Raw genomic sequence first — 22,358 nt, 5'->3', positions numbered from 1 at the left:
GTGAAACAGTCGGATTCAAGAGCCATGAAAACTCCCCAAATAGCCAGCAGATGGATGCAAAAGGCGAAACGTGCTGCCGCTGGCATCGCTGCAGCCGCCGCTTTCTGCGCAATAGCGCTGCCAGCGCAAGCGGCCAATATCTATGGCCCGCCGGATTTGCAGGCCAATAGCGCCAGCAACGCGCCCAACGTTTCGACTGCCGCCGTGAGCGCGGATTTCAACAACGATGGCTACCCCGACCTGGCGGTTCTCAACGGCGAAACCGACCAGCTGCTCATTTACCTAGGCACCCCCATTGGCGGCCTGGCGTTGAAGCATGATTTCAATAATCTGGTGTTCGGTCTACAAACACCCAACGGCATTTCTGCGGGCGACATGGATGGGGACGGCAAGATGGACTTGGTCATTACCGACCGTCTGGGTGTATCCATATTGAAAGGGTCGGGCAACAACAATGGGGATTTCAGCGCCTTGGCCCGGCCTGGGCTTGCGGATGCGAGTGATTATGGTGCTCAAAACCCCATGCTAGCCGATCTGAACCATGACGGGAAATTGGACATTGTTGTCGGCGTCTATGAACCAGGCGACTTTGGCGGTAATCATTATTTTGAGGTTTTGCAGAACGCCGGTTCGGGATTTTTTATATTGACAGGTCAATATGAGGTGTCCTACAGCGGTCTGGCCTCCTATAACACGATACGCGAATCACAGTTGGCCGACATTGACGGCGATGGGAAAATCGACCTGGTTTTTGTCGACGATGTGGTGAGCCCAACGGTTTCATGGCTGAAAGGTGCAGGCAATGGATCATTTGCACCCCAAGCACAACTTCTTGGCGTAGGCGCTGGGGTGGTGAGTATTTCCGATCTTGAAGTCGCTGACGTCGATGGAGATGGCAAACTCGATCTGCTCATGCAGAACTATTATGGCCAGGGGGTGTGGCTGGCCAAAGGCGTTGGCAACGGCATATTCTTGCCTTCCACCAAGCTTTTCACTACGGGGGTTTCCAACGGTGGTGGCCGTGACATGGGGCGAGTCATCGTGGCCGATGTGAATGGTGACGGCCGGCTGGACGTAATCTCGGATGGTTATGTGGGGTTGCAGCAAGCCAACCACAGCTTTGTATTGAATGAGCATATTGGCTATTCGGTCACGCGCATGCTCGCTGCCATTGATCTCAACCGCGATGGCCGCGCCGATCTCGTGACCTCAGGCCCGGGGGCCGGGAAAATTGCTGTTTTCGAGACCATTGCCCTCGCTGCTTCGTCCATCGCGACGACCGGCACGCCGCAGAGCACGGTGTTCAACACCCCTTTTGCGCAACCCCTGTCGATCAAGGTGCTCGACAGCAATGGCGTGGGCGTGCCGGGCTTGGCGGTGAGTATTACCCCGGTGAACCCCGGCCCCAGCCTGCCCATCGCGTCCACTGGCTCAGGCACCACCAATGCGCAAGGTGTCTTCAGCTATACCCCGGTTGCCAATGGCGTGATGGGTTGTTATCAGATGAAGGGATTCATCACCAGCCTGGGCAATGTGCCACTCTTCAATTTGTGCAATACCAACACGGACAGTCTGGCGGTCACGGCAGGCAACAACCAGATCACCCTGGTCAACACGGCCTTTGGCACACCGCTGCAAGTGCGGGTGACCGATGCGTCGAACAATCCGAAGGCCGGTGTCACGGTAACGTTCGGCGGCCCCAGCGTACCGTCGCGCGTGGTGCTGTCGTCGTCCACCGCAGTGACGGATGCGAACGGGTTCGCGGCGGTCTCGGCCACCGCCACGGGCAAGTCTGGCGCCTACAGTGTCAGTGCCACGGCGCCTGGCACCACCGGCGTCTCGATCAAGCTGTCGAACTCCGCGCCGGCCGGCGCCGCCGCCGCCATTGCCTTTGACGTGTCCACGCCGCAATGGACGTACGTCACCAAGCCGTTCTCGGCACCTGTCACGGCGCACGTGCAGGACTTTTTTGGCAACCCGGTGCAAGGCGCAACGGTTGTTTTTGCCATCACAACCGATCCGGTATCGGGTGCCACGGCGAGCTTCTCCACACTGACGGCGGTAACCAATGCTGCGGGCAACGCACAGGTGAGCGGGACGGCCAACGGGTTTGTCGGCACCTACTCGGTGAAGGCCAGCGTGCAAGGCAGTTCGCTGGTCAGCCCCCAAAACCGCGTGCTGAGAAACGTGGCGGATCTGCCCAAGTTCATGACCACGGTGAGCGGCACCCCCCAAAGCACGCCGATCAATACCACCTTTGCCCAGAAACTGCGCGTGAAAGTCACGGGCTGGGACGGCAGCAGCACGCCGCAAGTGCGTGTCTATTTCACGACCGCCGGCGGGGTGGTGCTGTCTGCCGAAAGCGCGCTGGCCGATGCCAATGGTTTCGCGGAAGTCACGGCCACTGCTAACGCCGCGGTGGGCTTGCACCAGGTCAGCGCCGTTGTGTACGACACCGTGCTGGAGCAACCTGTCACGCAGACGTTTGACTTGACGAACACCGCGGGAGCCATCCCGCCTGGCGGTGGCGGCGACCCTGTGTCGGTGCCCATGAACAGTCCGCTGGCACTGATGGGCCTGTCGTTGGCCATGCTGGCCTTCGTCCGACGCCGCATGCGGCGATAACGCGCCCAGGGGGCCACCACTGAGGGTCGCAGGCGTCCAGAGTGGTGTCCACCCTGCTGTTCTTCAGCGTGGGCAGGCGTTCGCGCCAGTGTGGGCGCCGGTGGCCAGGGCGAGGACTGCGAGAAGTTTGTTCACCGCGTGTCTGGGTGGGTGCCTGCGATTCACACCGTTGAAGTTTCCATCGTCCCTGCGTTACGCTGCTGCCAGGTGCCGCATGGATGCGGCGCACCTGCCACGCCCTGTCTCCATGTCTCTTTCTCGCACGCAACAGCACGCCCTCGCCCGTCTGCAGCACATGGCCTGCCTGGATTTCACCGGTCCCCAGCTCATCGAGCCCGTGCTGCACGAGCTGCACCAGCTGATCGGCTTCGATACGGGTGTGTACTTTCACCCCGATGCCGACGGAGTGTTGGATGCGTACATCGAGCCGTCGCCCGCGCGCGAGTGGATGCACCGCTATTTCGATCCCCAAATGATGGTGCAAGAGCTCAAGCTGGTGCGCTACAGCCTGCACGACTTCGCCGCCGCCGTGCGCCAGGAGCATGGGGTGCTGGCGATGGAGCAGATCCTCCAAGTCTCCCGCCATGAATTCATTCGCAGCGATTTCTACAACGAGCTGGCGCGGCCTTCGGAGTGGCAGGATTTTCTGAGCCTGGTGCTGCGCACGCCGCAGGGTCGCGGCTTGGGCTCGCTCAAGCTGTGCCGCAAGCCCGGCGCGTCGCGCTTTGTGTCCGAAGAGATCGCCCTGCTGGAACAGCTCGCACCGTGGCTGGCGCGTGCGTTGCAGCCCGGTGAGATGGATGCGCAGGGCAGTGTGGTGCAAGACAGCGCCATGCTGGTCGCCACGGCGGAGGGCAGGCTGCTGTGGACGTCACCCCAGGCGGATCGGTTGATGGCGTTGGCCTTTGGCCTGCGCTGGTACCGCCGCAGCGAGCTGCCGCCTGCGCTGCGCTTTTTATTGGAACGCATGCGATCGGTGGGGGAGGGCAACACGGACTGGGGCCAGGCGCCCGAGCTGCCGCAACTGGACCTGCACAATGCCAGCGGCTGGTTTTCTCTGCGCGCCACGCAGATGGCTGCTGCGGCGGGATCCGGGGAAGATGGCTGCCACAACGACCGGGTGGTGGGCATCCACATCACGCAGCGTGTGGCGCGTGTAGCGCACCTTCTGCCCACGCTGCGCGCGCTGGGCTTGCCGCAGCGCCAGCATGAGCTGGCCTACTGGCTGGTGCGTGGCGTACCCGAGGACCAGATCGCCAAGCGCATGGGCATCAGCGCCAACACGGCCACCTACCACCGGCGGCAGATCTATACGCGGCTGGGCGTGCAGAGCCGCAAGGAGCTGCAGGCGTATTTGCAGACGTAGCAGCGACAAAACCCCTCGTCATGTTGGCAAGGGCTTGCCGCTTGCTACAGTGGCCGCCGCCGGGCAAAGCGCACCACCGTCACTCCCGCGCGGGCCTGCCGCACCGAGGGCATCACGAGCACGCAGTTGTCATAGGGCGTGGCCACGGGCACGCCATCGTTATCGCCGATCACCGTGCCGGCCTTCTCGAAGACCTCCAGCCCGGTGTACGGCGCCACGAAGCGGAAGGCGCTGCTGGTGGCGACCACGGGGCCGGTCACTTCCAGCGCCCACTGGCGGGGCGCATCGGGCAGGCACCAGCCGGGCAACTGCTGCGCCAAGGCCTCGGCGCTAAGCACGCCGGACTGCGCGAGGAAACGCACACACTGGTCCTGCGCCACCGCGCGGCTGGCGGGGTCACCGTGGAAGCCACATTCGATGAGCAGGGAGCGGGTGTCGCCGCCCTCGCCGTCGGGCAAGCCGAAGCGGCCGTAGTCGCGCATGCGCACGCCGTCCTTGTGGCCTGCGTCCACCACGACGTGTTCGGGGGAACGCATCGCGCGCGCCAGCTCCAGATTGCGCGGCTGGATGCCGGTGAGCAGCAGCGGCGCCGAGGGTTCGTGCATGGAGTGGATGTCGAGCAGCCAGTCTGCGCGGGCCACAAAAGGGCGCAACGCGGCGGCCCGGCGGCGCTCAGCCGTGTCGGCCGCGTCGATGCGCTCGTCCAGCCACTGGCGGTTGAGGTCTTCGTCGGTGAAGCGCGAGGCGTCGTGACTGCTGGCGTCGAAGCGGTCAAACGCTCCAAGGTTGCAGAACGCGAGGGTGAGCGTGCCCTGCTGCGGGCGCACGCCGGCCTCCAGCAGGCCTTTGAGCGCCCAGGCGCCGCACAGCTCGTTGCCGTGCACCAGGGCGCTGATCATCGCGTGGCGCCCGGGCTGGCCCGAGTCGAAGTGCCACACGCCTTCGGTGCCGGTGTTGCCGGCACGCCAGGCGCTGATGTCGGGCGCAGGCAGTTTGAAGGTGAGCGGTGGCACCATGCTGCGGTGGAGGTCGTCGTTGCGGTTCATTCTTCGATCTTGGCGAATTCGACGATCTTCTTGTACTTGGCCACTTCGGCAGCCAGGTACTGGTCGATGTTCACGTTGGTGGCCGCGACGGTGGAGCCGGTGGCTTCCATCTTCTTGCGGAAGTCGGGCGACTGCAGGCTGTCGTTCAGGGCCTTCTTCACCTTGTCGAACACCGGCTTGGGCAGATTCGCAGGCGCCATGAGGGCAAACCACACGCCGATGTCCACGTTCTTGTACTGCGCGGTTTCGGCCAGGGCGGGGATGTCAGGGGTGGCGGCCGAGCGTTTGGCTTCGGTGGTGCCCAGGGCGATCACCTTGCCGCTCTTGATGTGCGGCAGGCCGCTGGAGAGCACGAACACGCCGTATTCCAGGTTGTTGCCCATGAGGTCGTTGGTCAGCGGCGCTACGCCGCGGTAGGGGATGTGGGTCATGAACAGCTTGCCCTGTTCCTTGACCATCTCGCCCGCGAGATGCAGCGAGGTGCCCACGCCCGAGCTGCCATAGCTGAACTTGCCGGGGTTCTTGGAGACCTTCTGCGTGAACTCGGCAAGGTTCTTCACGCCCGCGCCGGTGGACGCCACCAGCACCAGTGGCTGCGAGGCGATCAGGCCGATGGCGGTGAAGTCCTTCACGTCGTACTTCACCTTCTTGGTCACCAGCTTGTTGATGGCGATCTCGTTGCTGGCACCCACGAGCAGGGTGTAGCCGTCCGGCGCGCTGCTGGCCACCTTCTGCGCGCCGATGGCGCCACCGGCGCCGCCGATGTTCTCGATCACCACCGGCACGCCCAGCTTGTTGCCCAGCTCGGTCGCCACGGTGCGCGCGGTCAGGTCGGTGCTGCCGCCCGGGGGGTAGCCCACAACGATCGTGATCGGCTTGGAGGGATAGGCGGCATCTTGCGCCATGGCCGCAGTGGCAACCAGGGCGGCCAGACCGCACAACAGGGCGGCGTGGCGTGGCAGGGGGTGGGTGGTTCGCATGGGGGCTCCGGGTGGGGGTTCTTGTGGTGGAACCATTGTGAAAAGGCGGGTCGGTGTCTGTGGTGCTGAACTGGCACCAGTTTGTGCCAAAGTGGTTCGTCCCCTTCGGGCAAACCCGGGGTGTCAGCGCTGGGCCAGGGCTTTCCACAGTGCCTCGGCCAGCGGGCCCAGGCGGCGCTTGGGGCGGTAGAGGCGCACGTCAAAACGCACTTCCATGCGCGCATCACCCGCCGGCGCGAGGCGCTTGGCCAGGCAGTCCGCATGCACCATGGACCAGGGCAACCAGGCCACGCCCAGGCCCTTTTGCACGTATTCGTAGTGTGCGTCTGCCGAATCGCACTCCACCACGCGCTGAAGCCGGGGCGCATTCGGGTTGTGTGCCAGATGGTCTTCCACCAGCCGCCCCAGAGCGAGCTGAGGCGCATAGGCCAGGTAAGGCACCGGCAGGTGGTCCTGCCCGAAGCGGTGCAGCGCCTGACCCTGTGCCGTCGCCCGCGAGATGGGCACCAGCCGGTCGGACGCCACGGTTACATGCATGAACTGGCGCGCATCCAGCCGCACCGCCAGTGCCGGGTGGTGGTAGACCAGCGAAAAGTCGGCCTCATTGCGTTCCAGCAGGGCGACGGTGTCGGCCAGTGCCCGGGTGCGGATGCACAGTTCGCCGCCCTGCAAAATGGGCTGCAGGCGCACCAGCCAGTCGGCCACCACGGTGCGTGCCAGCGTGCGGCCGGTGGCGAGCGTCACCGTGCGGGCCTGCCGGCCGGCCAGGCTTTGCAGCTCCTCGTGCGACTGCGCCAAATTGCGCGCCAGCTGTCCCGCCGTCTCCAGAAAGCTCAGTCCTGCCGGTGTGAGGGTGACCGGGCCACCGCCACGGTCGACCAGCGGCGTGCCTGCCCAGGCTTCCAGCGCGCGGATGCGGCGGCCGAAGGCCGGGTGCGTGACATGCCGCAGTTCGGCGGCGCGGGTGAAGCTGCGCTCCTGCGCCAACACGATGAAGTCTTCCAGCCACTTGAGCTGCATGGTGGCGATCCAGGTGCCGCAGCGTTGGGGGCTAAAGGTGCCGTCGGCGAGGGTCAGCGCGCGCGGGCTGCCTCGAGCACGGCGCGGGTGCGCTGCGCCTCGGTGCGTGCTGCCGCAGCAAAATCGTCGCCCTTCGAGGCGTAAAGGATGGAGCGCGAGGAGTTCACGATGATCGGACCGCCATCGCGCAGCCCGGCGCGCACGGTGGCTACGGCGTCGCCGCCCTGAGCGCCCACACCCGGGATCAGCAGCGGCAGCGTGGGCGCAATGGCGCGCACGCGCTCGATTTCCTGCGGGTAGGTCGCGCCCACCACCAGGCCGAGCTGGCCGTTTTTGTTCCAGGGCCCTTGCGCCAGACGCGCCACGTGTTCGTACATCAGCGGCTGGCCTTCGACGCTGGCCAGACGCTGGGTCTGCAGGTCGTCCCCGCCCGGGTTGGAGGTGCGGCACAGCAGGAAGGCGCCCTTGCCGTGGTAGGCCAGGTAGGGCTCGATGGAGTCGAAGCCCATGAACGGCGACAGCGTGACGGCATCGGCACCGTAGCGCTCGAAGGCCTCCTTGGCGTACTGCTCGGCCGTGGAGCCGATGTCGCCGCGCTTGGCGTCCAGGATCACCGGCACGTGTGGCGCATTCGCACGCATGTGCTGCATCAGGCGCTCGAGCTGGTCTTCGGCGCTGTGCGCGGCGAAGTAGGCGATCTGGGGCTTGAAGGCACACACTAGGTCGGCCGTGGCGTCCACGATGGCGGCGCAAAAGTCATAGATCTTGTGCGGGTCGCCCTGCATCCCGGCAGGAAACCGCGTCGGTTCCGGGTCCAGGCCCACGCACAGCAGGGAATTGTTCTGCGCCGTGGCGTCGCGCAGCATGTCGGTGAAGGTCATGGGCGTGATTTTAGGTGGGGTGGCATGCACCGCCGCGTGGTTCTAAGGCTGTCCAGGCGGTTGAGAACGCGTGAGCGTACGTCCCCCGGCATTCCGCAGGCAACAAAAAAGGCCGTCGAAACGGCCTTTTTGGGGTTTTGCTCGGGGGTGGGCCAGCGTCCAGCCTATTCCCCCTCAGTCTCAGCGCGGTACCGCCAGCAGGCGTTGCACGTCGCGGTCGTTGGGCAGTGCGTAGTCGTAGCCACGGATGATGCGGCTGTCTTCGGTGCGCACAAGCTTCAGGCTTACGTAGGTGTAGTTGGCTGCAGCCGAGTACGTGCCCACGAGCACCAGCGAGGCGTTGTGGCTGCGTGCAATGTCCTTGATTTCACGCGACAGCAACAACTCGCCAGCACCTTCGCGCACGAACACGTCGCCGCGCAGCTTGATTTCCTTGACGTTGAAGCCACCGCTGGCCATGTGCGAGGCATATTGCTCGGACAGGGTGCGGCCCAGAGGGGCCGAGCGGCTCAGGTCGTTCACGTTGACCACCGTGGCAACCAGGACAGGGCCGCTGCCGATGGTGCTCATGTCGAAGCCAGCGGTCAGCTTGGCCACGGCATCCTGGCTGCTGGTCAGGAACTGGTTGCTGGCAGCTTCCTGGTACGTGGGTTCCGTGCGCACGGGCGCGCCGTTGTTGGCGCAGCCAGCCAGCAGGGCTGCTGCGGCCAGCGCGGTCAGAAGTGCTGTGGATTTCATTGCGAAACTACCTTCATGTTGACGTTCCTATAGGACGGACGCATGAACAGGGGCGTGTCCGCATTTTCCAGGTAGTACACGTCGGTCTTGCGCACCACGTATTGGCCGCCACGCGTCACGGTGGTGGTCAGGATCATTTCGGTGTTGGTCGGGCCGCCCGAGTTGATGCTGGCGCCGTAGTCGGCCAGCGAGGTCAGGCCCAGCGTGGCCAGCAGCTGCAGGTCCAGGTGTTCATGGCGCAGGCCATAGCCGGCCATCAGGCCCGCTGCAATCATGGTGAACTGGCCGGGAATGAAGTGGGGGCGTGGGCTGTTGTGGCGGACGATCTGCGTGTTGTAGGTCACGTTGAGCGTTTGGCCGGGGTCTTGCAGCACAGGGGCGCCGCTTTGGACCAGCTTGGTGATCAGGAAATCGCGGAACGCGAGGTCAAACGAGCTGGGGTTGGGTGGCAGCGCCACATGCAGCTGCGTACCTGGTGCCACACCGGACTTGTCGAGCGTGCTGAGGGTTTGCGCCACCACATCGTTCGAGACCAGCTCCCAGTGGCCCGCAGAGCGGACCTTGGGTTGTACGGTCAGCTCAAAGTTCTCCGCCAGGGGAATGGGCGAACGATAAGCACATCCCGCCAAAGTAGCCACAGCGCCAGCGAGTACCGCCAAGCTGACTGCCTTTGAAAATTTCATGATTCCCTCCTACGGACTTTGAGAGGCGGGGACATGAACAGATACATCCCACGCGATTGAAAAATAATTCTGGGCGCGATACTCAACAAAAACAAGAAAAAAATGAGGTAACTGCGCCCAGACACACGCAATTCGTTGTTTTTGGTCACAGATTGGCGTGCTTGCTTACGCGCCGCTGCATTTGCTTGTGTTCGTGTGTGTAACAAATTTCAAGCGATGGTAACGAAACGTTTTTCGAGAATCTCGAACGCAGGAAGTGTTCTGCCTTCCAGCACTTCCAGAAACGCGCCGCCGCCGGTGGAGATGTAGCCGACCTGTTTCTCGATGCCATATTTGGCGATGGCCGCCAGGGTGTCGCCACCGCCCGCGATGCTGAAGGCGGGCGATTCGGCAATGGCTTTCGCAATTTCGCGGGTGCCGTTTTCGAAGGCCGCGAATTCAAATACGCCCACTGGGCCGTTCCAAACAATGGTGCCGGCGGATTTGAGTTGGGTGGCCAGGCGTGCGGCGGTTTCGGGGCCGATGTCGAGGATCAGGTCGTCCTCGGCCACTTCGGTGGCTGCCTTGACGGTGGCCGGGGCGTCGGCCGCAAAGGCCTTGGCGGTGACCACGTCGGTCGGGATCGGCACTTCGGCGCCGCGCGCCTTCATCGCGGCAATCACGGCGCGCGCTTCGTCCAGCAGGTCGGGTTCGGCCAGGCTTTTGCCGATGGGCAGGCCCGCCGCCAGCATGAAGGTGTTGGCAATGCCGCCGCCCACGATGAGCTGGTCCACCTTGTCGGCCAGGCTCTTGAGGATGGTGAGCTTGGTCGAGACCTTGGAGCCCGCCACGATGGCTGCCAGAGGGCGCTGAGGATGGGCCAGGGCCTTGGTCAGGGCGTCGATCTCGGCCGACAGCAGCGGGCCGGCGCAGGCGATGGGGGCGAACTGCGCGATGCCATAGGTCGTGCCTTCGGCGCGGTGGGCGGTGCCAAAGGCATCGTTCACGAAGATGTCGCACAGCGCGGCCAGCTTGCGGGCCAGGTCTTCCTTGTTCTTCTTCTCGCCCACGTTCAGGCGGCAGTTCTCCAGCAGCACGACCTGGCCGGGGGCGACGGTGACACCATCCACCCAGTTCGAGACCAGCGGCACCTCGCGGCCCAGAAGCTCTGCCAGGCGCTTGGCCACGGGGGCCAGCGAGTCTTCGGGCTTGAATTCACCTTCGGTTGGGCGACCGAGGTGGCTGGTCACCATGACGGCAGCCCCTGCGTCCAGAGCCAGGCGGATGCAGGGAATCGATGCGCGGATGCGGGTGTCTTCGGTGATGCGGCCAGCATCGTCCTGGGGCACGTTCAGGTCGGCGCGGATGAAGACGCGCTGGCCTTGGGCCTTGCCTTGGGCGCACAGATCGGAAAAGCGGAGGATGTTCATGGAGTGGTTAGCTTGGTGAGGGCACGTGGATCAGCGCCGCCATTTTAGTGATCGAAGCTCATGCCGCTCCCGTGCCCATGCCAGTGCACCCGTGGAACTGGCTTTGCCAGGCCACCGGGTGCGTCCCCCTCCGGGGGGAAGGCGCCAAAGGCGACTCAGGGGGGCTTCACCGCCTACCAGCCCCAGCCGATGTGCAGTGGCAGGTACACCACCATGCCGACGACGATGGTGCCCAGGATGCCGCGCTGCCAGAAGTAGTAGGCGGCTGCGCACACCACCGCAGGGAGTCGGGCATCCATGAAGGTGTCAATCAGTTCGCCCTTCGTCATGAGCATCTCGGGCGCAATGACTGCAGCCAGTGCTGCCAGCGGTGCGTACTTGAGCCCACGCTTGAGCCAGTCGGGCAGCGGCAATTCGCGTTCGGGAATCATGAAGAACGAGCGCGACACCACGGTGATCACGGCCAGGCCGAAGATGGCGATGGCGGGTTCGATCCAGGACCAGTGGTTCATGGATGACGCTCCTCGCGCAGTGGCACCACGTCGCCCGCCTCGACCTGCTCGCGCTCTTCGGGCGGCAGCACACTGTCCGCAGGCAGCAGGACCAGTTCGGGTTTGTGGCGGCGGCGGTCCACCGCCTCCATCAGCAGGCCGGCGGCGACCGCGGCGGCAATGGCCACCAGGATGTTGAGCTTGAGCGGCAATGCAAAGGCGGCAATCGCGGCCGTGGCGGCGACACCGGTGGCCAGCCAGGTGGCCCGGTCGAACAGCAGCGACAGCAGCACACCCAGCAGCGCCAGCACGCCCGCAAACCCCAGGCCCCACGACAGCGGCACGGCGTTGGCCAGCAGGATGCCCGCGATGGACGGCACCTGCCAGGCCAGCCAGTTGGTGGTGGCCGCGCCCCAGAAATACGGCACCTGCTCGGGCTGGGGACGTGGCTCGGGGAAGCGCTTCATGAAGGCCACGTAGATCACGTCGCCGCTGAAATAGCCCACGGCCAGGCGCTGGCGCAGCGGCAGATGCACGAAGTAGCTGCGCCACATGCTGCTGAAGATCACGAAGCGCAGGTTCACGCAGCTGGCCGTCAGCCAGACCACCCACAGCGGTGCACCCACCGCCATCAGGGGGATGACGGCCAGCTGCGCGCTGCCGGCATACACCACCAGCGACATGAAGATGGCGATGCCGACCGGCAGGCCACTTTTGACCATGACGACCCCGGTCACCAGCCCCCAGGCCCCGATGCCCACGGCTGTGCCCGCCATGTCGATGGCGGCCACGCGAAAGGAAGGGTGGCGCAGCGTGCTGCCGATCGCGGCCCTGCGGCTCATGCCGGTGTCGCCGCCGTGGGGGGTGGGGTGCCCAGCACCATGCCGGGTCGGAGGTCGAAGCCCCGCAGGAAGTCCGCCGCCGCCAGCCGCTTGCCGCCCGCGCGCTGCAAGGTGGTCAGTCGCAACGCACCCTCGCCGCAGGCGACCACCACTCCGTCGCTGTCTATCGATAAAATTTGGCCGTGGCGCTTATCTGTATTTGATTTGTTGCTATCAATTTCGTAGTTCCATATCTTGATCGTTTCCCCGGTGCATTCAGTGCTGGCCCCGGGGAAGGGATCGAACGCCCGGATGCGCTGGCCGATCACCCTGGCGGGCAGCGACCAGTCAATGGTGCTCTCGGCCTTCTCGATCTTGTGGGCATAGGTGATGCCCTCGGTGGGCTGGGGTACGGCCTTCAGCCCTCCACAAGCCGCCAGCTCCAACGCCTCCACGATCATGCGGCCCCCGAGGGTGGCCAGCCGGTCGTGCAGGGCGGCGGTCGTGTCTGTGGGGGCGATGGCCAGCCGTTCCATCAGCAGCATGGCGCCGGTGTCCAGGCCGGCGTCCATCTGCATGATGGTGACGCCGGTTTCGGCATCCCCGGACTCAATGGCACGGTGGATGGGGGCGGCGCCGCGCCAGCGCGGCAGCAGGCTGGCGTGGATGTTGAGACATCCCAAACGCGCCCCCACGCTTCCCGCTGCGCGTGGTTCGCTGCCCCCCGAGGGGGCCTTCGCGCCTTCGGGCGGCCGTGCGGCGCTCATGGCGTCCAGCACCCATTGCGGCAGGATCAGGCCGTAGGCAGCCACCACCATCACATCGGCCTGCGCGGACCGCAGCGCATCGCGCGCGGCGGTTGCGTCATCGGGGTACTTGCCATCCAGGCGCAGGCTGCGCGGCTGCGCGACGGGGATGCCGTGCTCCAGCGCGCATTGCTTGACGGGGGATACCTGAAGCTTCATGCCGCGCCCGGCGGGGCGGTCGGGCTGGGTCAGAACCAGGGGCACCGTGAACCCCGCGGCCAGCAGCCGCTCCAGCGCCACACGGGCAAATTCAGGCGTACCGGCAAAAATGACTCTCATGAAACAGATGTTGGGATGTAAGTGCGCACTCAGTCGCGCGTGTTGTCAAAGTTGGGAAGCTCGTCCGTGAACATCACCAGCCGCACCACGCCCTGGGGGTCCAGGTGAACGTGGGCAAGGCGCGGGTCGGAGTTCTGGCGGAAGCGGTAGGTCCAGATGTCGCCTTCAAACCGTGCCACGCGCTCCACGCGCAAGGGGGGGCCGAAGGTGCGTTGCACATCGGCGGCAGTCCATACACCCACGGGAATGTTCTCAAAGCGCGTCTGCGTCAGCACCTGCTCGTTGCGCACCAGCCTGCCGCTGGCGTCGAAATCGAGGTTGTAGGCCGCAAACCCTGCGGGGAGTTCGGAGTACAGCAGGCGCTCGCCGCTTGGCAGGGGGACGGTGGCGGTGGGCGGCCCCAGCCGGGCGACCACCTCGGCGCGCAGGGCGCCGGGCTCTTCGCGGGCAGGCAGCGCACAGCCCGCCAGTTGAACGACCAGCGCCAGAAGCGCCAGCACTCCGCCACCCCTCAGGGTGCAGAGCGCCGGGCGCATCACTCGCGGGCCCCCCGCTGCTGCTTGATCATCTTGGTCTTGATGCGGTTGCGCTTGAGCGGAGAGAGGTACTCGACAAACACCTTGCCCATCAGGTGGTCCATCTCGTGCTGAATGCACACCGCCAGCAGCCCATCGGCCTCGATGACGCGGGACTGGCCCTGCGCGTCCAATGCCCGCACGTGCACGGCATCGAAACGCTCGACACCGTCGTAGATGCCGGGCACCGAGAGGCAGCCTTCGTCATTGAGGTGCTTTTCGGCACTGGTCCAGACAAGTTCGGGATTGATCAGCACCAGCGGTTGGTCGCGCTCTTCAGAGACATCAATGACCACCAGCCGCTCGTGCACATCCACCTGGGTGGCGGCCAGGCCAATGCCATGGGCGTCGTACATGGTGGCCAGCATGTCGGAGACCAATGTCCGGATGCGGTCGTCCACTGCCTGGATGGGGTGTGCAACCTTATGAAGCCGGGGGTCCGGGTAACAGAGAATGGGGAGGATTGCCATGAAAGCTGCCAAGAGATGTCGCTATTTTCGCCACTTTTAAGGCCTGCTGCAGCACTCCAGGCCAATAATCGTTGCCGAATCAAGGGCTTGAGCAGAGAATCTAAGAAGCTTTGTAACGTATTTGCCCGGCTGCGCGGTTGCTCCGTGCACCGAGGTGCCAGCGAGGGGGCGTTTCCCAATGCATGAGAAAAGGAACAACATGACAGCATTCACCAGCGTGCGGCGGACCGCCCTGGGCGCGCTCACCATCATCGCTGGCGCTTTGCTGGTCGCACCGGCTCAGGCCCAGAACCATTCCGTCTCCAGTGGCCAGCGCGCCACGGCGCAGCAGGTTTCTGAGCGCGGTATCCCCCTTTCAGAGCTGGCGCCCAATGCGCCCGACACCTACACGGTTCAGCGTGGCGACACGCTGTGGGGTATTGCGGGCCTGTACCTCAAGCGTCCCTGGCGCTGGCCTGAACTGTGGGGCATGAACCTCAAGGCCATTGCGAACCCCCACCTGATTTATCCCGGTCAGACGCTCTATCTGGACAAGGATGGCGGTTATGCCCGCCTGCGGACCACGCCACCCGGCGTTTCCGAGTCCGAACCACAGACGGTGCGCGTGTCTCCCCGCACCCGCAGCGACAGCCTGGCCAGTACCGCGCTTCCCACGCTCAAGTCCCACCTGATCGAGCCCTTCCTTGTGGAGCCCTTGGTGGTGGATGCCCAAGTGCTCCAGCGGGCACCCCGCATCGTCGCCACTACCGAGGACCGCGTGCTGATGGCCAGTGGTGACCGCGCCTATGTGCGCGGTGACGCTTCGGCACCCGTCCGCGCCGAGCCAGGCGAACCACGCTTCTTCCGTGTCTTCCGCGATGCGGTGGCCATGAAGGATCCGGTGACGGGCGAAATCCTCGGGTACGAAGCGCAGTACCTGGGCAAGGCAGAGCTGGTGCGGGGCGAGTCTTTTGAAGACATTCCCAATGGCAAGGGCGGCTATGTTTCCGAATATGTGCCTGCCACCGTGGATCTGTCCGGCACCAAGGAGGAGATCCGCGCAGGGGACCGCATCCTACCCGCGCCTGCCCGGGTCTTTAACAGCTACACACCCCGTGCGCCCCATATCGATGTGGATGCGCGGGTCGTCTCCATCTATGGCAGCTTCTCGGCGGCTTATGCCGCACAGAACCAGGTGGTTGCGATCAACATGGGTGCGCAGGACGGCATCGAGCCAGGCCACGTCCTGTCATTGCTGACCAAAGGCGACCGCATCAAGGATGTGACCGGCGATGCGAAGACCACGATCAAGCTGCCCAGCGAGAGCAACGGTACCGCCATGGTGTTCCGCACCTTCGACCGCGTCTCGTATGCACTGATTCTGGAGATCCGCAGTGGCGTGCGCGTGGGCGATCGCCTGATCAATCCTCAGGAATAACTGCGAGGGCCTGCCTTGGGCCGCGCAGCCGCCTGCGGGCGGCTGGGTGGCTTGGCTGGCGCTGCCGCTGTTTCCTCCAAGAACCGCCACCATGGACCGCGAAGAGTTGGGTGCTTGGCTGCGCCTCACCCTTTCCCCGGGTGTGGGAAATGGCGCGGCGCGGCGTCTGCTGACACGCTTTGGCCTGCCCCAGGAAATTTTCCGGCAGCCCGAATCGGCCTTGCAGCACTGTGTGACCTTGGCCCAAGCCAAGGCGCTGTGCACCGTGCCCAGCACCTGGGAAGCGTTGCTGGAGGCCACCTGGCAATGGCTGGAGGGTGCAGATTTGCAGGGGCCTGCCCGTGCGGTGGTCACTCTGGGTGATGCCCGGTATCCGCCGTCGCTTCTCGACACCGAAGACCCGCCGCTGCTCATGTACCTGATGGGGCCAGCCCAGTTGCTTGCGCAAAACCCGTTTCCCACGGACCGGTGCCTTGCGGTTGTCGGAAGCCGCAACCCGACCGCGCAAGGCGCGGAAAACGCGCGGCTCTTCTCCCGAACCTTGCGCGGGGCGGGCTTCACCATTGTCTCGGGGCTCGCACTGGGGGTGGATGCTGCCGCCCATGAGGGCGCGCTGGACGTACCCACTGGCCCGACGGTGGAGGTCGCACCTGCCACCATTGCTGTGGTGGGCACAGGGCTGGACCGTGTCTACCCTCGCAAGAACCTGGACCTCGCCCACCGCATCGCTGCCCATGGGCTGCTGGTGAGCGAGTACCCCTTGGGCACACCACCGCTGGCGGCCAATTTTCCCAAGCGCAACCGCATCATCTCCGGCCTTTCCCAAGGCACCCTCGTGGTAGAGGCGGCATTGGCATCGGGGTCGCTGATCACGGCCCGAATGGCGGCTGAACAGGGCCGCGAGGTCTTCGCCATCCCAGGCTCCATTCACGCGCCGCAATCGCGGGGTTGCCATGCACTCATACGCCAGGGCGCCAAGCTGGTGGAATCCGCGCAGGATGTGCTGGAGGAATTGCGCATGCCTCCCGCTCCGATGGGCGACAGGCGCTCGGCAGATTCTGGGGCTGCCGCGCCTGTCGGCGAACCCATGGCCACCCGAGAGGCCGAAAGCCCCCTACTGCAGGCGTTGGGCTTTGACCCCATGGGTGTCGATGCGCTGGTGGCCCGCACGGGCCTGGACGCCGCGTCGCTGCAGGTGGAATTGCTGGAGCTGGAACTGGATGGCCAAGTGGCGCGTTTGCCCGGTGGCCTGTACCAGCGACTGGGAAGCGCCTGACGCTTGCTCAGGATCTTGCGTCTGTGGCGTGCCTTGGTGTCACCGCGGGCGGTAGCACTGCGTTGACGCCCTCGCCTGAAAACAGCCTCAGTCCAGCAACCGCTCGGGGTTGGCGTCCAGCTTGGCCAATGCGTCGCGTGTGGCGCGCAAGGTCAGGCCTTCTTCGTCCTGCGCAACGAGCAAGCCGGCCTGCAGGTACGCAGCCAGCCTGCGCAGCTGGATCAGGTAGCTGCTGCCATCCACGGCCGCGAACAGGTGCAACTGTTTGCGCTGGCTCTGCCACGCGTACTGCACCTGGGCCGAGGCGCCGTTGTGGTCCAGCGTGTACCAGGTACCGGGTTGCAGTTCCTGGGCCCAGGCCACCATGGCGTCCTCCACCGGGGCGCCGTTGTCGGCAACCACATGGATCGAAGAGGCATCAATGCCCAGCATCATCTCGATGTTGTCCGCATTGAGTGGCATATCGCCCAGCGTGGCGTCGCTAATGAAATCCTCCAGATTGGCAAGGCGTTTGGCCATGGCGTCGATGTGTGCCTGGGGAATGGAAGCCGTCTTGGACAGGAAGGCATCGGCCAGTGTGTCGGTCAGGACCTTGATCTGGGTGTCCTGTATCGCTCCGTTGATGCCCATGAGGGCCAATCCCTGGCGCAGGCGCTGCAGCAGGCCTGGAAGATTCTGGATGACCTGTGCGCGGTCGCTGCGGTTGGGTTTCGCGCTGGCGGCCCAGACGAGGTCGGCGGCGGTGCGCTTGAGCGAGATGGTGTCTGCGTGTTGGGGGCCGTCGCGCACAGCCGAGAGGGCCAGGACCTCGGCCCAGGTCTTGAAGAGAAACTCGCGGATCTCGTCGCGTACCGGCATGTCGCGCAGCATGGTGCGAAGCTCGATGGTGTACTGGATCGCCAGCGTTTCCTTCTGTTCGACCTGCTGGGCCACCGTCACCAGGCGCGAGGTGGCCTGCTTTTCGGTGAGGAACTTGGACAGGAACTTCTCGAACTCGTCGTAGACCAGCTGGAACACCCGGCGGCCGGTTTCGGGGTACTGCTCGATCACCTGAACCACGCGGCGGATCTCTGCCTCCAGCGCGCTGCCATTGATGCTGGTGGCGTCAAAGCCCATCACACAGGCGCCCATGCGGTCGATCAACTGGCGCGCGGGGTGATTGAGATTGCTGAAAAACTCCGGCTCCGCCAGGGCCACGCGCAGCACAGGCACCTGCAGCCGTGCAAACCAGACGCGCACGGCTGGCGGAATGCGGTCTTCGGCCAGGATGCTCTGGAACATGAGGGCCACCACTTCGATGATGGCTTTTTCCCCTGCCGTGGAGGCTTTTTTCTTGAGTTCGGTCGAGCGTTCGCGCACGGCCCCTGCCAACTGCACCACGGCCGCAGGGCTGTAGTCCTCCATCAGCGTGGCAACGCCGCTGTAGTAGGTGTCCGCATGCACGCGGTGGGCGGTGAGGGCATGGGCCAGCGCCGCAGACGCCGGTGGGGCATTGACCATGTCAAACCCGGTGGCGGGCTGGGTCAGCAGCCTGCGCAATTGCCCCATCACGCCATGGGCGCGCTGGCGAGCGCGTGCCAGGGGAGTCATGCCCGTAGCAAACGCGGTGGGCATGCCGTGCTGCGGGTAGCCCGGTGGGGGCATGCGGGGCGGATGCTGCTGCGGGGTGCGGCCGCCCTGGGGGGTCATGCCTCCACGCGCTGCCGCCATGGCGTCCCGGGTCTGGGCCAGCGCCTGGGACGCCAGGCCTCCCGCGCCGGAGTCGTTGTTGGTACCGCCGCCGGTGACTGCGCCACCTGCCGTGCGCCGCACACGCGACTTCAGGTCGGTCTGGGGCGTCACACCCTGTTCCACATAGAACACGTTGACGGCCTGGTATTGCTTCTGGAGCAGGTTGGCCAGTTCGCGCTGCAGCGGGTCGACCACGGTCTGCAGATCAGTGCGTGGCAGGCCGGCCTCCACCCACTGTTCGACCAGCAGCAGGCACACGGCCTCAGGACGGAGGATGTCGCTGTTGTCGAGCTCCTGGCCTTCCAGCGACTGGGTGCGCTGGCGCAGCGTGTCGAATTGTTGGCTGACCTGCTCGCTGACCGTGAGGGCCATGCGCGAAGCCAGGATCTTGTTTTCCACCACGTCGTCGCTCAGCAGCTCAAACTGTGGGCCCGCGCCGTTGGTGGCCAGCGCGCCGCGGGTGGTGCTGCTGTGGGGTGCCAGTGCATCGCGCCATGCCTTGCCGGTGCGATCGGTCCAGACGGAATGCCGTTGCTGGTAGAGCATCCAGGCATCACGGTGCGACTGCATTTCGCGCGCCGTGCCTGTCTGGGTCATCAGCGTCGTCAGAAAATCCAGGACGGTCTTGTCCAGGTCGGGAAGTCCGGCGCAAAGCCCCTCGACCAACCGCTGGCGCGCCTGGCGGGCTAGCCGGCGCTGCGGAACGGAAGAGGGTGTAGGCTGCATGGGCCGATATTAGCGGGTCAGACGGTAGCTCCGGCATGGGGATCGTTCGGATCCCCATCTTTTCTGATGGGCTTGACAAGGTCCTCGCGCTTTACGCCAAGCCACATGGCAATGGCTGCGGCGACGAACACGGATGAGTAGATGCCGAACAAGATGCCGATCGTGAGCGCCAGCGCAAAGTAGTGCAGGCTGGGGCCGCCAAAGAAGAACATCGACAGCACCATGGCCTCGGTCGAGGCGTGGGTGATGATCGTGCGGCTCATCGTGCTCGTGATGGCGTGGTCGATCACCTCGTGGGTGGTCATCTTGCGGTACTTGCGGAAGGCCTCGCGAATCCGGTCGAAGATCACGACCGACTCGTTCACCGAATACCCCAGCACGGCCAGCACGGCGGCCAGCACCGACAGAGAGAACTCCCACTGGAAGAACGCGAAGAAGCCCAGGATGATCACCACATCGTGCAGATTGGCGATGATGGCCGCGACACCAAACTTCCACTCAAAGCGGAAGGCCAGGTAGATCACGATGCCCACGACCACCATGGCCAGCGCCATCAGGCCGCCATGCACCAGTTCCTCGCCCACCTGCGGGCCGACAAATTCGGTGCGGCGCAGCGTGACCTCTGGGTTGGCTGCCTTGAGCGCGCCCAAAACCTGCTCGCTTTGCTGTGCCGACGTCACACCCTTTTGTACGGGCAGCCGGATCATCACGTCGCGGGCGGTGCCGAAGTTCTGCACTTGCACGTCGGGGTAACCCAGGCCGGAGACGGTCTCCCGGACCTTGGCCAGTTCAGCGGGCTGGCTGTAGGCCACTTCCATGACCGTACCGCCGGTGAACTCCACCGACAGGTGCAGGCCACGGGTCAGCAGGAAGAACACCGCGAGCGCGAAGGTGATGAAGGAGATCGCGTTGAAGATCAACGCGTGCTTCATGAAGGGGATGTCTTTTTTGATGCGAAAGAATTCCATGGCCGCTGTCCTTTAGTTCGTCTTGGCCACAGCGGTGTCGGCTGCTGGCTTCCAGACCGTACCGATCGACACACTCTTGAGCTTCTTCTGGCGGCCGTACCACAGGTTCACCAGACCGCGCGAGAAGAACACGGCCGAGAACATGCTGGTCAGGATGCCGATGCAGTGCACCACGGCAAAGCCGCGCACGGGGCCAGAGCCGAAGGCCAGCAGGGCCAGGCCCGCGATCAGGGTCGTGACATTGGAGTCGAGAATCGTTGCCCAGGCACGTTCGTAGCCCGTGTGGATGGCAGCCTGCGGAGAGACACCTTCGCGCAGTTCCTCGCGAATGCGTTCGTTGATCAGCACGTTCGAGTCGATGGCCACACCAATCGCCAGTGCCATGGCGGCAATGCCCGGCAAGGTCAAGGTGGCCTGCAGCATCGACAGCACCGCCACCAGCAGCAGCACGTTCACGCCCAGCGCGATGCTGGAGAACACGCCAAACAGCATGTAGTAAGCGCACATGAAGACGGCAATGGCCGCCAGGCCCCAGACCACGCTGTGGATACCGCGTTCGATGTTGTCGGCGCCCAGGCTGGGGCCAATGGTGTATTCCTCGATGATTTCCATGGGCGCGGCCAGCGAGCCGGCGCGCAGCAGCAGCGCGGTGTCGTTGGCTTCGGCCGTGGTCATGCGGCCGGAGATCTGCACGCGGCCGCCACCAATTTCGCTGCGGATTACGGGGGCTGTGACCACTTCGCCCTTGCCCTTTTCAAACAGCACGATGGCCATGCGCTTGCCGATGCTTTCCGATGTGACCTGCTTGAAGATCTTCGCACCCTTCGCGTCGAGGGACAGGTTGACGGTAGGCTCCTGCGTCTGTCCGTCAAAGCCAGGCTGGGCATCGGTCAGGTTCTCGCCGGTCAGAATGACCTGCTTCTTCACGATCACGGGCTGGCCGCTGCGTTCCAGATAGCGTTCCGAGCCAAACGGCACGGGGCCACGGCCGGTTTCGGCGGCCCGCGCTTCGGTGCCTTCGTCCACCATGCGCACCTCCAGGGTGGCGGTACGGCCCAGGATGTCCTTGGCCTTGGCCGTGTCCTGCACGCCGGGCAATTGCACCACGATGCGGTCCAGGCCCTGTTGCTGGATCACCGGCTCGGCCACGCCGAGTTCGTTGATCCGGTTGTGCAGCGTGACCATGTTCTGCTTGAGCGCCTGCTCCTGCACGCGGCGCGTGGCTTCCGGCTTGATGGAAGCGCGAAGCTTGAATTCGGTGCCCTCGGGCGTGCTGGCGACCTGCAGGTCCGTGAACTGGTCCGCAATCAGGTTGCGGGCGGCGGTCATCGTGGCTTCGTCGCGCACCTTGATGTCAATGTTCTGGCCTTCGCGGCTGATGCCGCCGTGGCGGATGCTCTTGTCGCGCAGTGCGGTGCGGATGTCGCCTGCGTACGACTCGGCCTTCTTGGTCAGCGCAGCCTGCATGTCCACCTGCAGCATGAAGTGCACGCCACCGCGCAAGTCCAGGCCCAGGTACATGGGATTCGCGTGCAGGGCTTTGAGCCAGACGGGCGAACGGGAAACTAGGTTGAGCGCCACGATGTACGACGGATCGCTGGCGTCAGGCACCAGGGCCTTCTGAATCGCGTCCTTGGCCTTGAGCTGCGTGTCGGACGCGTCAAAGCGCGCGCGCACCGAATTGCCCTCCAGCGCCACAAAGTCGGGCGTCAGGCCTGCGGCCTTGAGGGCCTCTTCCACCCGCTGCTGCACGGCGGTGTCCACCTTGATGGTGGCCTTGGCCGACGAGACCTGCACGGCAGGTGCCTCGCCGAAGAAATTGGGCAGGGTGTACAAGGCCCCCACCAGCAGCACGATCACCAGGATCGCGTACTTCCAGACCGGATAACGGTTCATGATCGCGCTCTTATGTCAGTTGTGCAGGCGCAGCGCGCCAACCCCCTGCCAGGGACGCCATGGATCGGGCTTGGCCAGTCCAGTGGCGTCGTCCCCCTTCCCGCGCTGGAGCAGCGAGAGGCGGGGGAAGCGGCGCAGCCGCTCAGGGGGGTAT

Annotated in this window: 19 protein-coding genes; 4 read left to right on the top strand and 15 right to left on the bottom strand. The window is 64.8% G+C overall.

What is annotated here, in order from left to right:
* The first annotated feature begins 24 nt into the window (after window positions 1-24).
* Together ASE52_RS16280 and ASE52_RS16275 are read left to right on the top strand one after the other, a co-directional pair.
* Entirely contained in the window at window positions 25-2,625 is a 2,601-nt protein-coding gene (locus ASE52_RS16280) for an FG-GAP-like repeat-containing protein (protein WP_082606910.1), read from the top strand.
* A gap of 247 nt (window positions 2,626-2,872) precedes the next feature.
* Window positions 2,873-3,991, top strand: coding sequence for a LuxR C-terminal-related transcriptional regulator (locus tag ASE52_RS16275; RefSeq protein ID WP_241777025.1), 1,119 nt, complete (start codon window positions 2,873-2,875; stop codon window positions 3,989-3,991).
* A 44-nt stretch (window positions 3,992-4,035) separates the two neighbouring features.
* Here the strand turns inward: ASE52_RS16275 and ASE52_RS16270 are convergent, their stop codons facing one another.
* From ASE52_RS16270 to def, 12 genes are all read right to left on the bottom strand, one after another.
* Window positions 4,036-5,037, bottom strand: a complete 1,002-nt coding sequence (locus ASE52_RS16270) for a succinylglutamate desuccinylase/aspartoacylase family protein (RefSeq protein ID WP_198928115.1) — start codon at window positions 5,035-5,037, stop codon at window positions 4,036-4,038.
* Window positions 5,034-6,017: a tripartite tricarboxylate transporter substrate-binding protein gene (locus ASE52_RS16265; RefSeq protein WP_082606909.1), complete on the bottom strand. Its 984-nt coding sequence runs from the start codon at window positions 6,015-6,017 to the stop codon at window positions 5,034-5,036. The genes ASE52_RS16270 and ASE52_RS16265 overlap by 4 nt, the downstream gene beginning before the upstream one ends.
* 123 nt (window positions 6,018-6,140) lie before the next feature.
* Entirely contained in the window at window positions 6,141-7,037 is an 897-nt protein-coding gene (locus ASE52_RS16260) for a LysR family transcriptional regulator (RefSeq protein ID WP_057227571.1), read from the bottom strand.
* A 53-nt stretch (window positions 7,038-7,090) separates the two neighbouring features.
* Window positions 7,091-7,918, bottom strand: a complete 828-nt coding sequence (gene pyrF, locus ASE52_RS16255; RefSeq protein WP_057227569.1) for an orotidine-5'-phosphate decarboxylase — start codon at window positions 7,916-7,918, stop codon at window positions 7,091-7,093.
* A gap of 180 nt (window positions 7,919-8,098) precedes the next feature.
* A complete protein-coding gene (locus tag ASE52_RS16250; protein ID WP_010464633.1) occupies window positions 8,099-8,656 on the bottom strand; it encodes a FlgO family outer membrane protein in 558 nt (185 codons plus the stop codon).
* Window positions 8,653-9,339: a hypothetical protein gene (locus tag ASE52_RS16245; protein WP_010464632.1), complete on the bottom strand. Its 687-nt coding sequence runs from the start codon at window positions 9,337-9,339 to the stop codon at window positions 8,653-8,655. The genes ASE52_RS16250 and ASE52_RS16245 overlap by 4 nt, the downstream gene beginning before the upstream one ends.
* Before the next feature lie 209 nt (window positions 9,340-9,548).
* Window positions 9,549-10,748, bottom strand: a complete 1,200-nt coding sequence (locus ASE52_RS16240) for a phosphoglycerate kinase (protein WP_010464631.1) — start codon at window positions 10,746-10,748, stop codon at window positions 9,549-9,551.
* Window positions 10,749-10,921: 173 nt separating this feature from the next.
* A complete protein-coding gene (locus ASE52_RS16235; RefSeq protein ID WP_010464630.1) occupies window positions 10,922-11,260 on the bottom strand; it encodes an AzlD domain-containing protein in 339 nt (112 codons plus the stop codon).
* A complete protein-coding gene (locus ASE52_RS16230; protein WP_010464629.1) occupies window positions 11,257-12,081 on the bottom strand; it encodes an AzlC family ABC transporter permease in 825 nt (274 codons plus the stop codon). The genes ASE52_RS16235 and ASE52_RS16230 overlap by 4 nt, the downstream gene beginning before the upstream one ends.
* Window positions 12,078-13,145, bottom strand: a complete 1,068-nt coding sequence (locus ASE52_RS16225; RefSeq protein ID WP_057227567.1) for a methionyl-tRNA formyltransferase — start codon at window positions 13,143-13,145, stop codon at window positions 12,078-12,080. Before ASE52_RS16225 ends, ASE52_RS16230 begins: the two co-directional genes overlap by 4 nt.
* A 29-nt stretch (window positions 13,146-13,174) precedes the next feature.
* Window positions 13,175-13,681 carry a hypothetical protein gene (locus ASE52_RS16220; RefSeq protein WP_010464624.1) on the bottom strand — a complete coding sequence of 169 codons (507 nt, stop codon included), beginning with the start codon at window positions 13,679-13,681 and terminating at the stop codon, window positions 13,175-13,177.
* Complete coding sequence (gene def / locus ASE52_RS16215) at window positions 13,681-14,190, bottom strand: peptide deformylase (protein WP_010464622.1); 510 nt, start codon at window positions 14,188-14,190, stop codon at window positions 13,681-13,683. The genes ASE52_RS16220 and def overlap by 1 nt, the downstream gene beginning before the upstream one ends.
* Window positions 14,191-14,389: 199 nt before the next feature.
* Between def and ASE52_RS16210 the strand changes: the two genes are divergently transcribed.
* Together ASE52_RS16210 and dprA are read left to right on the top strand one after the other, a co-directional pair.
* The gene (locus ASE52_RS16210) at window positions 14,390-15,607 is read left to right on the top strand and encodes a LysM peptidoglycan-binding domain-containing protein (RefSeq protein WP_082606908.1); all 1,218 of its coding nucleotides are present in this window, start codon (window positions 14,390-14,392) and stop codon (window positions 15,605-15,607) included.
* Window positions 15,608-15,698: 91 nt separating this feature from the next.
* Entirely contained in the window at window positions 15,699-16,883 is a 1,185-nt protein-coding gene (gene dprA / locus ASE52_RS16205; RefSeq protein ID WP_057227563.1) for a DNA-processing protein DprA, read from the top strand.
* Window positions 16,884-16,970: 87 nt separating this feature from the next.
* Here dprA and ASE52_RS16200 read toward each other — a convergent pair whose 3' ends face one another.
* Genes ASE52_RS16200 through secD form a run of 3 tightly spaced genes read right to left on the bottom strand, consistent with a single transcriptional unit; the run spans window position 16,971 to window position 22,204 of the window.
* On the bottom strand, window positions 16,971-19,340 hold the full coding sequence (locus tag ASE52_RS16200; protein ID WP_057227561.1) for a DUF1631 domain-containing protein: 2,370 nt from the start codon (window positions 19,338-19,340) through the stop codon (window positions 16,971-16,973).
* Window positions 19,341-19,357: 17 nt separating this feature from the next.
* On the bottom strand, window positions 19,358-20,308 hold the full coding sequence (gene secF, locus ASE52_RS16195; RefSeq protein WP_010464615.1) for a protein translocase subunit SecF: 951 nt from the start codon (window positions 20,306-20,308) through the stop codon (window positions 19,358-19,360).
* 12 nt (window positions 20,309-20,320) lie between these two features.
* Entirely contained in the window at window positions 20,321-22,204 is a 1,884-nt protein-coding gene (secD, locus tag ASE52_RS16190; RefSeq protein ID WP_010464613.1) for a protein translocase subunit SecD, read from the bottom strand.
* Between the last annotated feature and the right edge of the window lie 154 nt (window positions 22,205-22,358).

Source organism: Acidovorax sp. Root275 (assembly GCF_001428965.1).
GTDB lineage: Bacteria > Pseudomonadota > Gammaproteobacteria > Burkholderiales > Burkholderiaceae_C > Acidovorax > Acidovorax radicis.
The sequence above is the reverse complement of the archived record's forward strand: the minus strand, read 5'-3'. Positions and strand labels throughout refer to the sequence as shown.

Coding starts and splice junctions, on each gene's coding strand:
- ASE52_RS16280 (WP_082606910.1), top strand. CDS start 25: ATGAAAACTCCCCAAATAGCCAGCAGATGGATGCAAAAGGCGAAACGT.
- ASE52_RS16275 (WP_241777025.1), top strand. CDS start 2,873: ATGTCTCTTTCTCGCACGCAACAGCACGCCCTCGCCCGTCTGCAGCAC.
- ASE52_RS16270 (WP_198928115.1), bottom strand. CDS start 5,037: ATGAACCGCAACGACGACCTCCACCGCAGCATGGTGCCACCGCTCACC.
- ASE52_RS16265 (WP_082606909.1), bottom strand. CDS start 6,017: ATGCGAACCACCCACCCCCTGCCACGCCACGCCGCCCTGTTGTGCGGT.
- ASE52_RS16260 (WP_057227571.1), bottom strand. CDS start 7,037: ATGCAGCTCAAGTGGCTGGAAGACTTCATCGTGTTGGCGCAGGAGCGC.
- pyrF (WP_057227569.1), bottom strand. CDS start 7,918: ATGACCTTCACCGACATGCTGCGCGACGCCACGGCGCAGAACAATTCC.
- ASE52_RS16250 (WP_010464633.1), bottom strand. CDS start 8,656: ATGAAATCCACAGCACTTCTGACCGCGCTGGCCGCAGCAGCCCTGCTG.
- ASE52_RS16245 (WP_010464632.1), bottom strand. CDS start 9,339: ATGAAATTTTCAAAGGCAGTCAGCTTGGCGGTACTCGCTGGCGCTGTG.
- ASE52_RS16240 (WP_010464631.1), bottom strand. CDS start 10,748: ATGAACATCCTCCGCTTTTCCGATCTGTGCGCCCAAGGCAAGGCCCAA.
- ASE52_RS16235 (WP_010464630.1), bottom strand. CDS start 11,260: ATGAACCACTGGTCCTGGATCGAACCCGCCATCGCCATCTTCGGCCTG.
- ASE52_RS16230 (WP_010464629.1), bottom strand. CDS start 12,081: ATGAGCCGCAGGGCCGCGATCGGCAGCACGCTGCGCCACCCTTCCTTT.
- ASE52_RS16225 (WP_057227567.1), bottom strand. CDS start 13,145: ATGAGAGTCATTTTTGCCGGTACGCCTGAATTTGCCCGTGTGGCGCTG.
- ASE52_RS16220 (WP_010464624.1), bottom strand. CDS start 13,681: ATGCGCCCGGCGCTCTGCACCCTGAGGGGTGGCGGAGTGCTGGCGCTT.
- def (WP_010464622.1), bottom strand. CDS start 14,190: ATGGCAATCCTCCCCATTCTCTGTTACCCGGACCCCCGGCTTCATAAG.
- ASE52_RS16210 (WP_082606908.1), top strand. CDS start 14,390: ATGACAGCATTCACCAGCGTGCGGCGGACCGCCCTGGGCGCGCTCACC.
- dprA (WP_057227563.1), top strand. CDS start 15,699: ATGGACCGCGAAGAGTTGGGTGCTTGGCTGCGCCTCACCCTTTCCCCG.
- ASE52_RS16200 (WP_057227561.1), bottom strand. CDS start 19,340: ATGCAGCCTACACCCTCTTCCGTTCCGCAGCGCCGGCTAGCCCGCCAG.
- secF (WP_010464615.1), bottom strand. CDS start 20,308: ATGGAATTCTTTCGCATCAAAAAAGACATCCCCTTCATGAAGCACGCG.
- secD (WP_010464613.1), bottom strand. CDS start 22,204: ATGAACCGTTATCCGGTCTGGAAGTACGCGATCCTGGTGATCGTGCTG.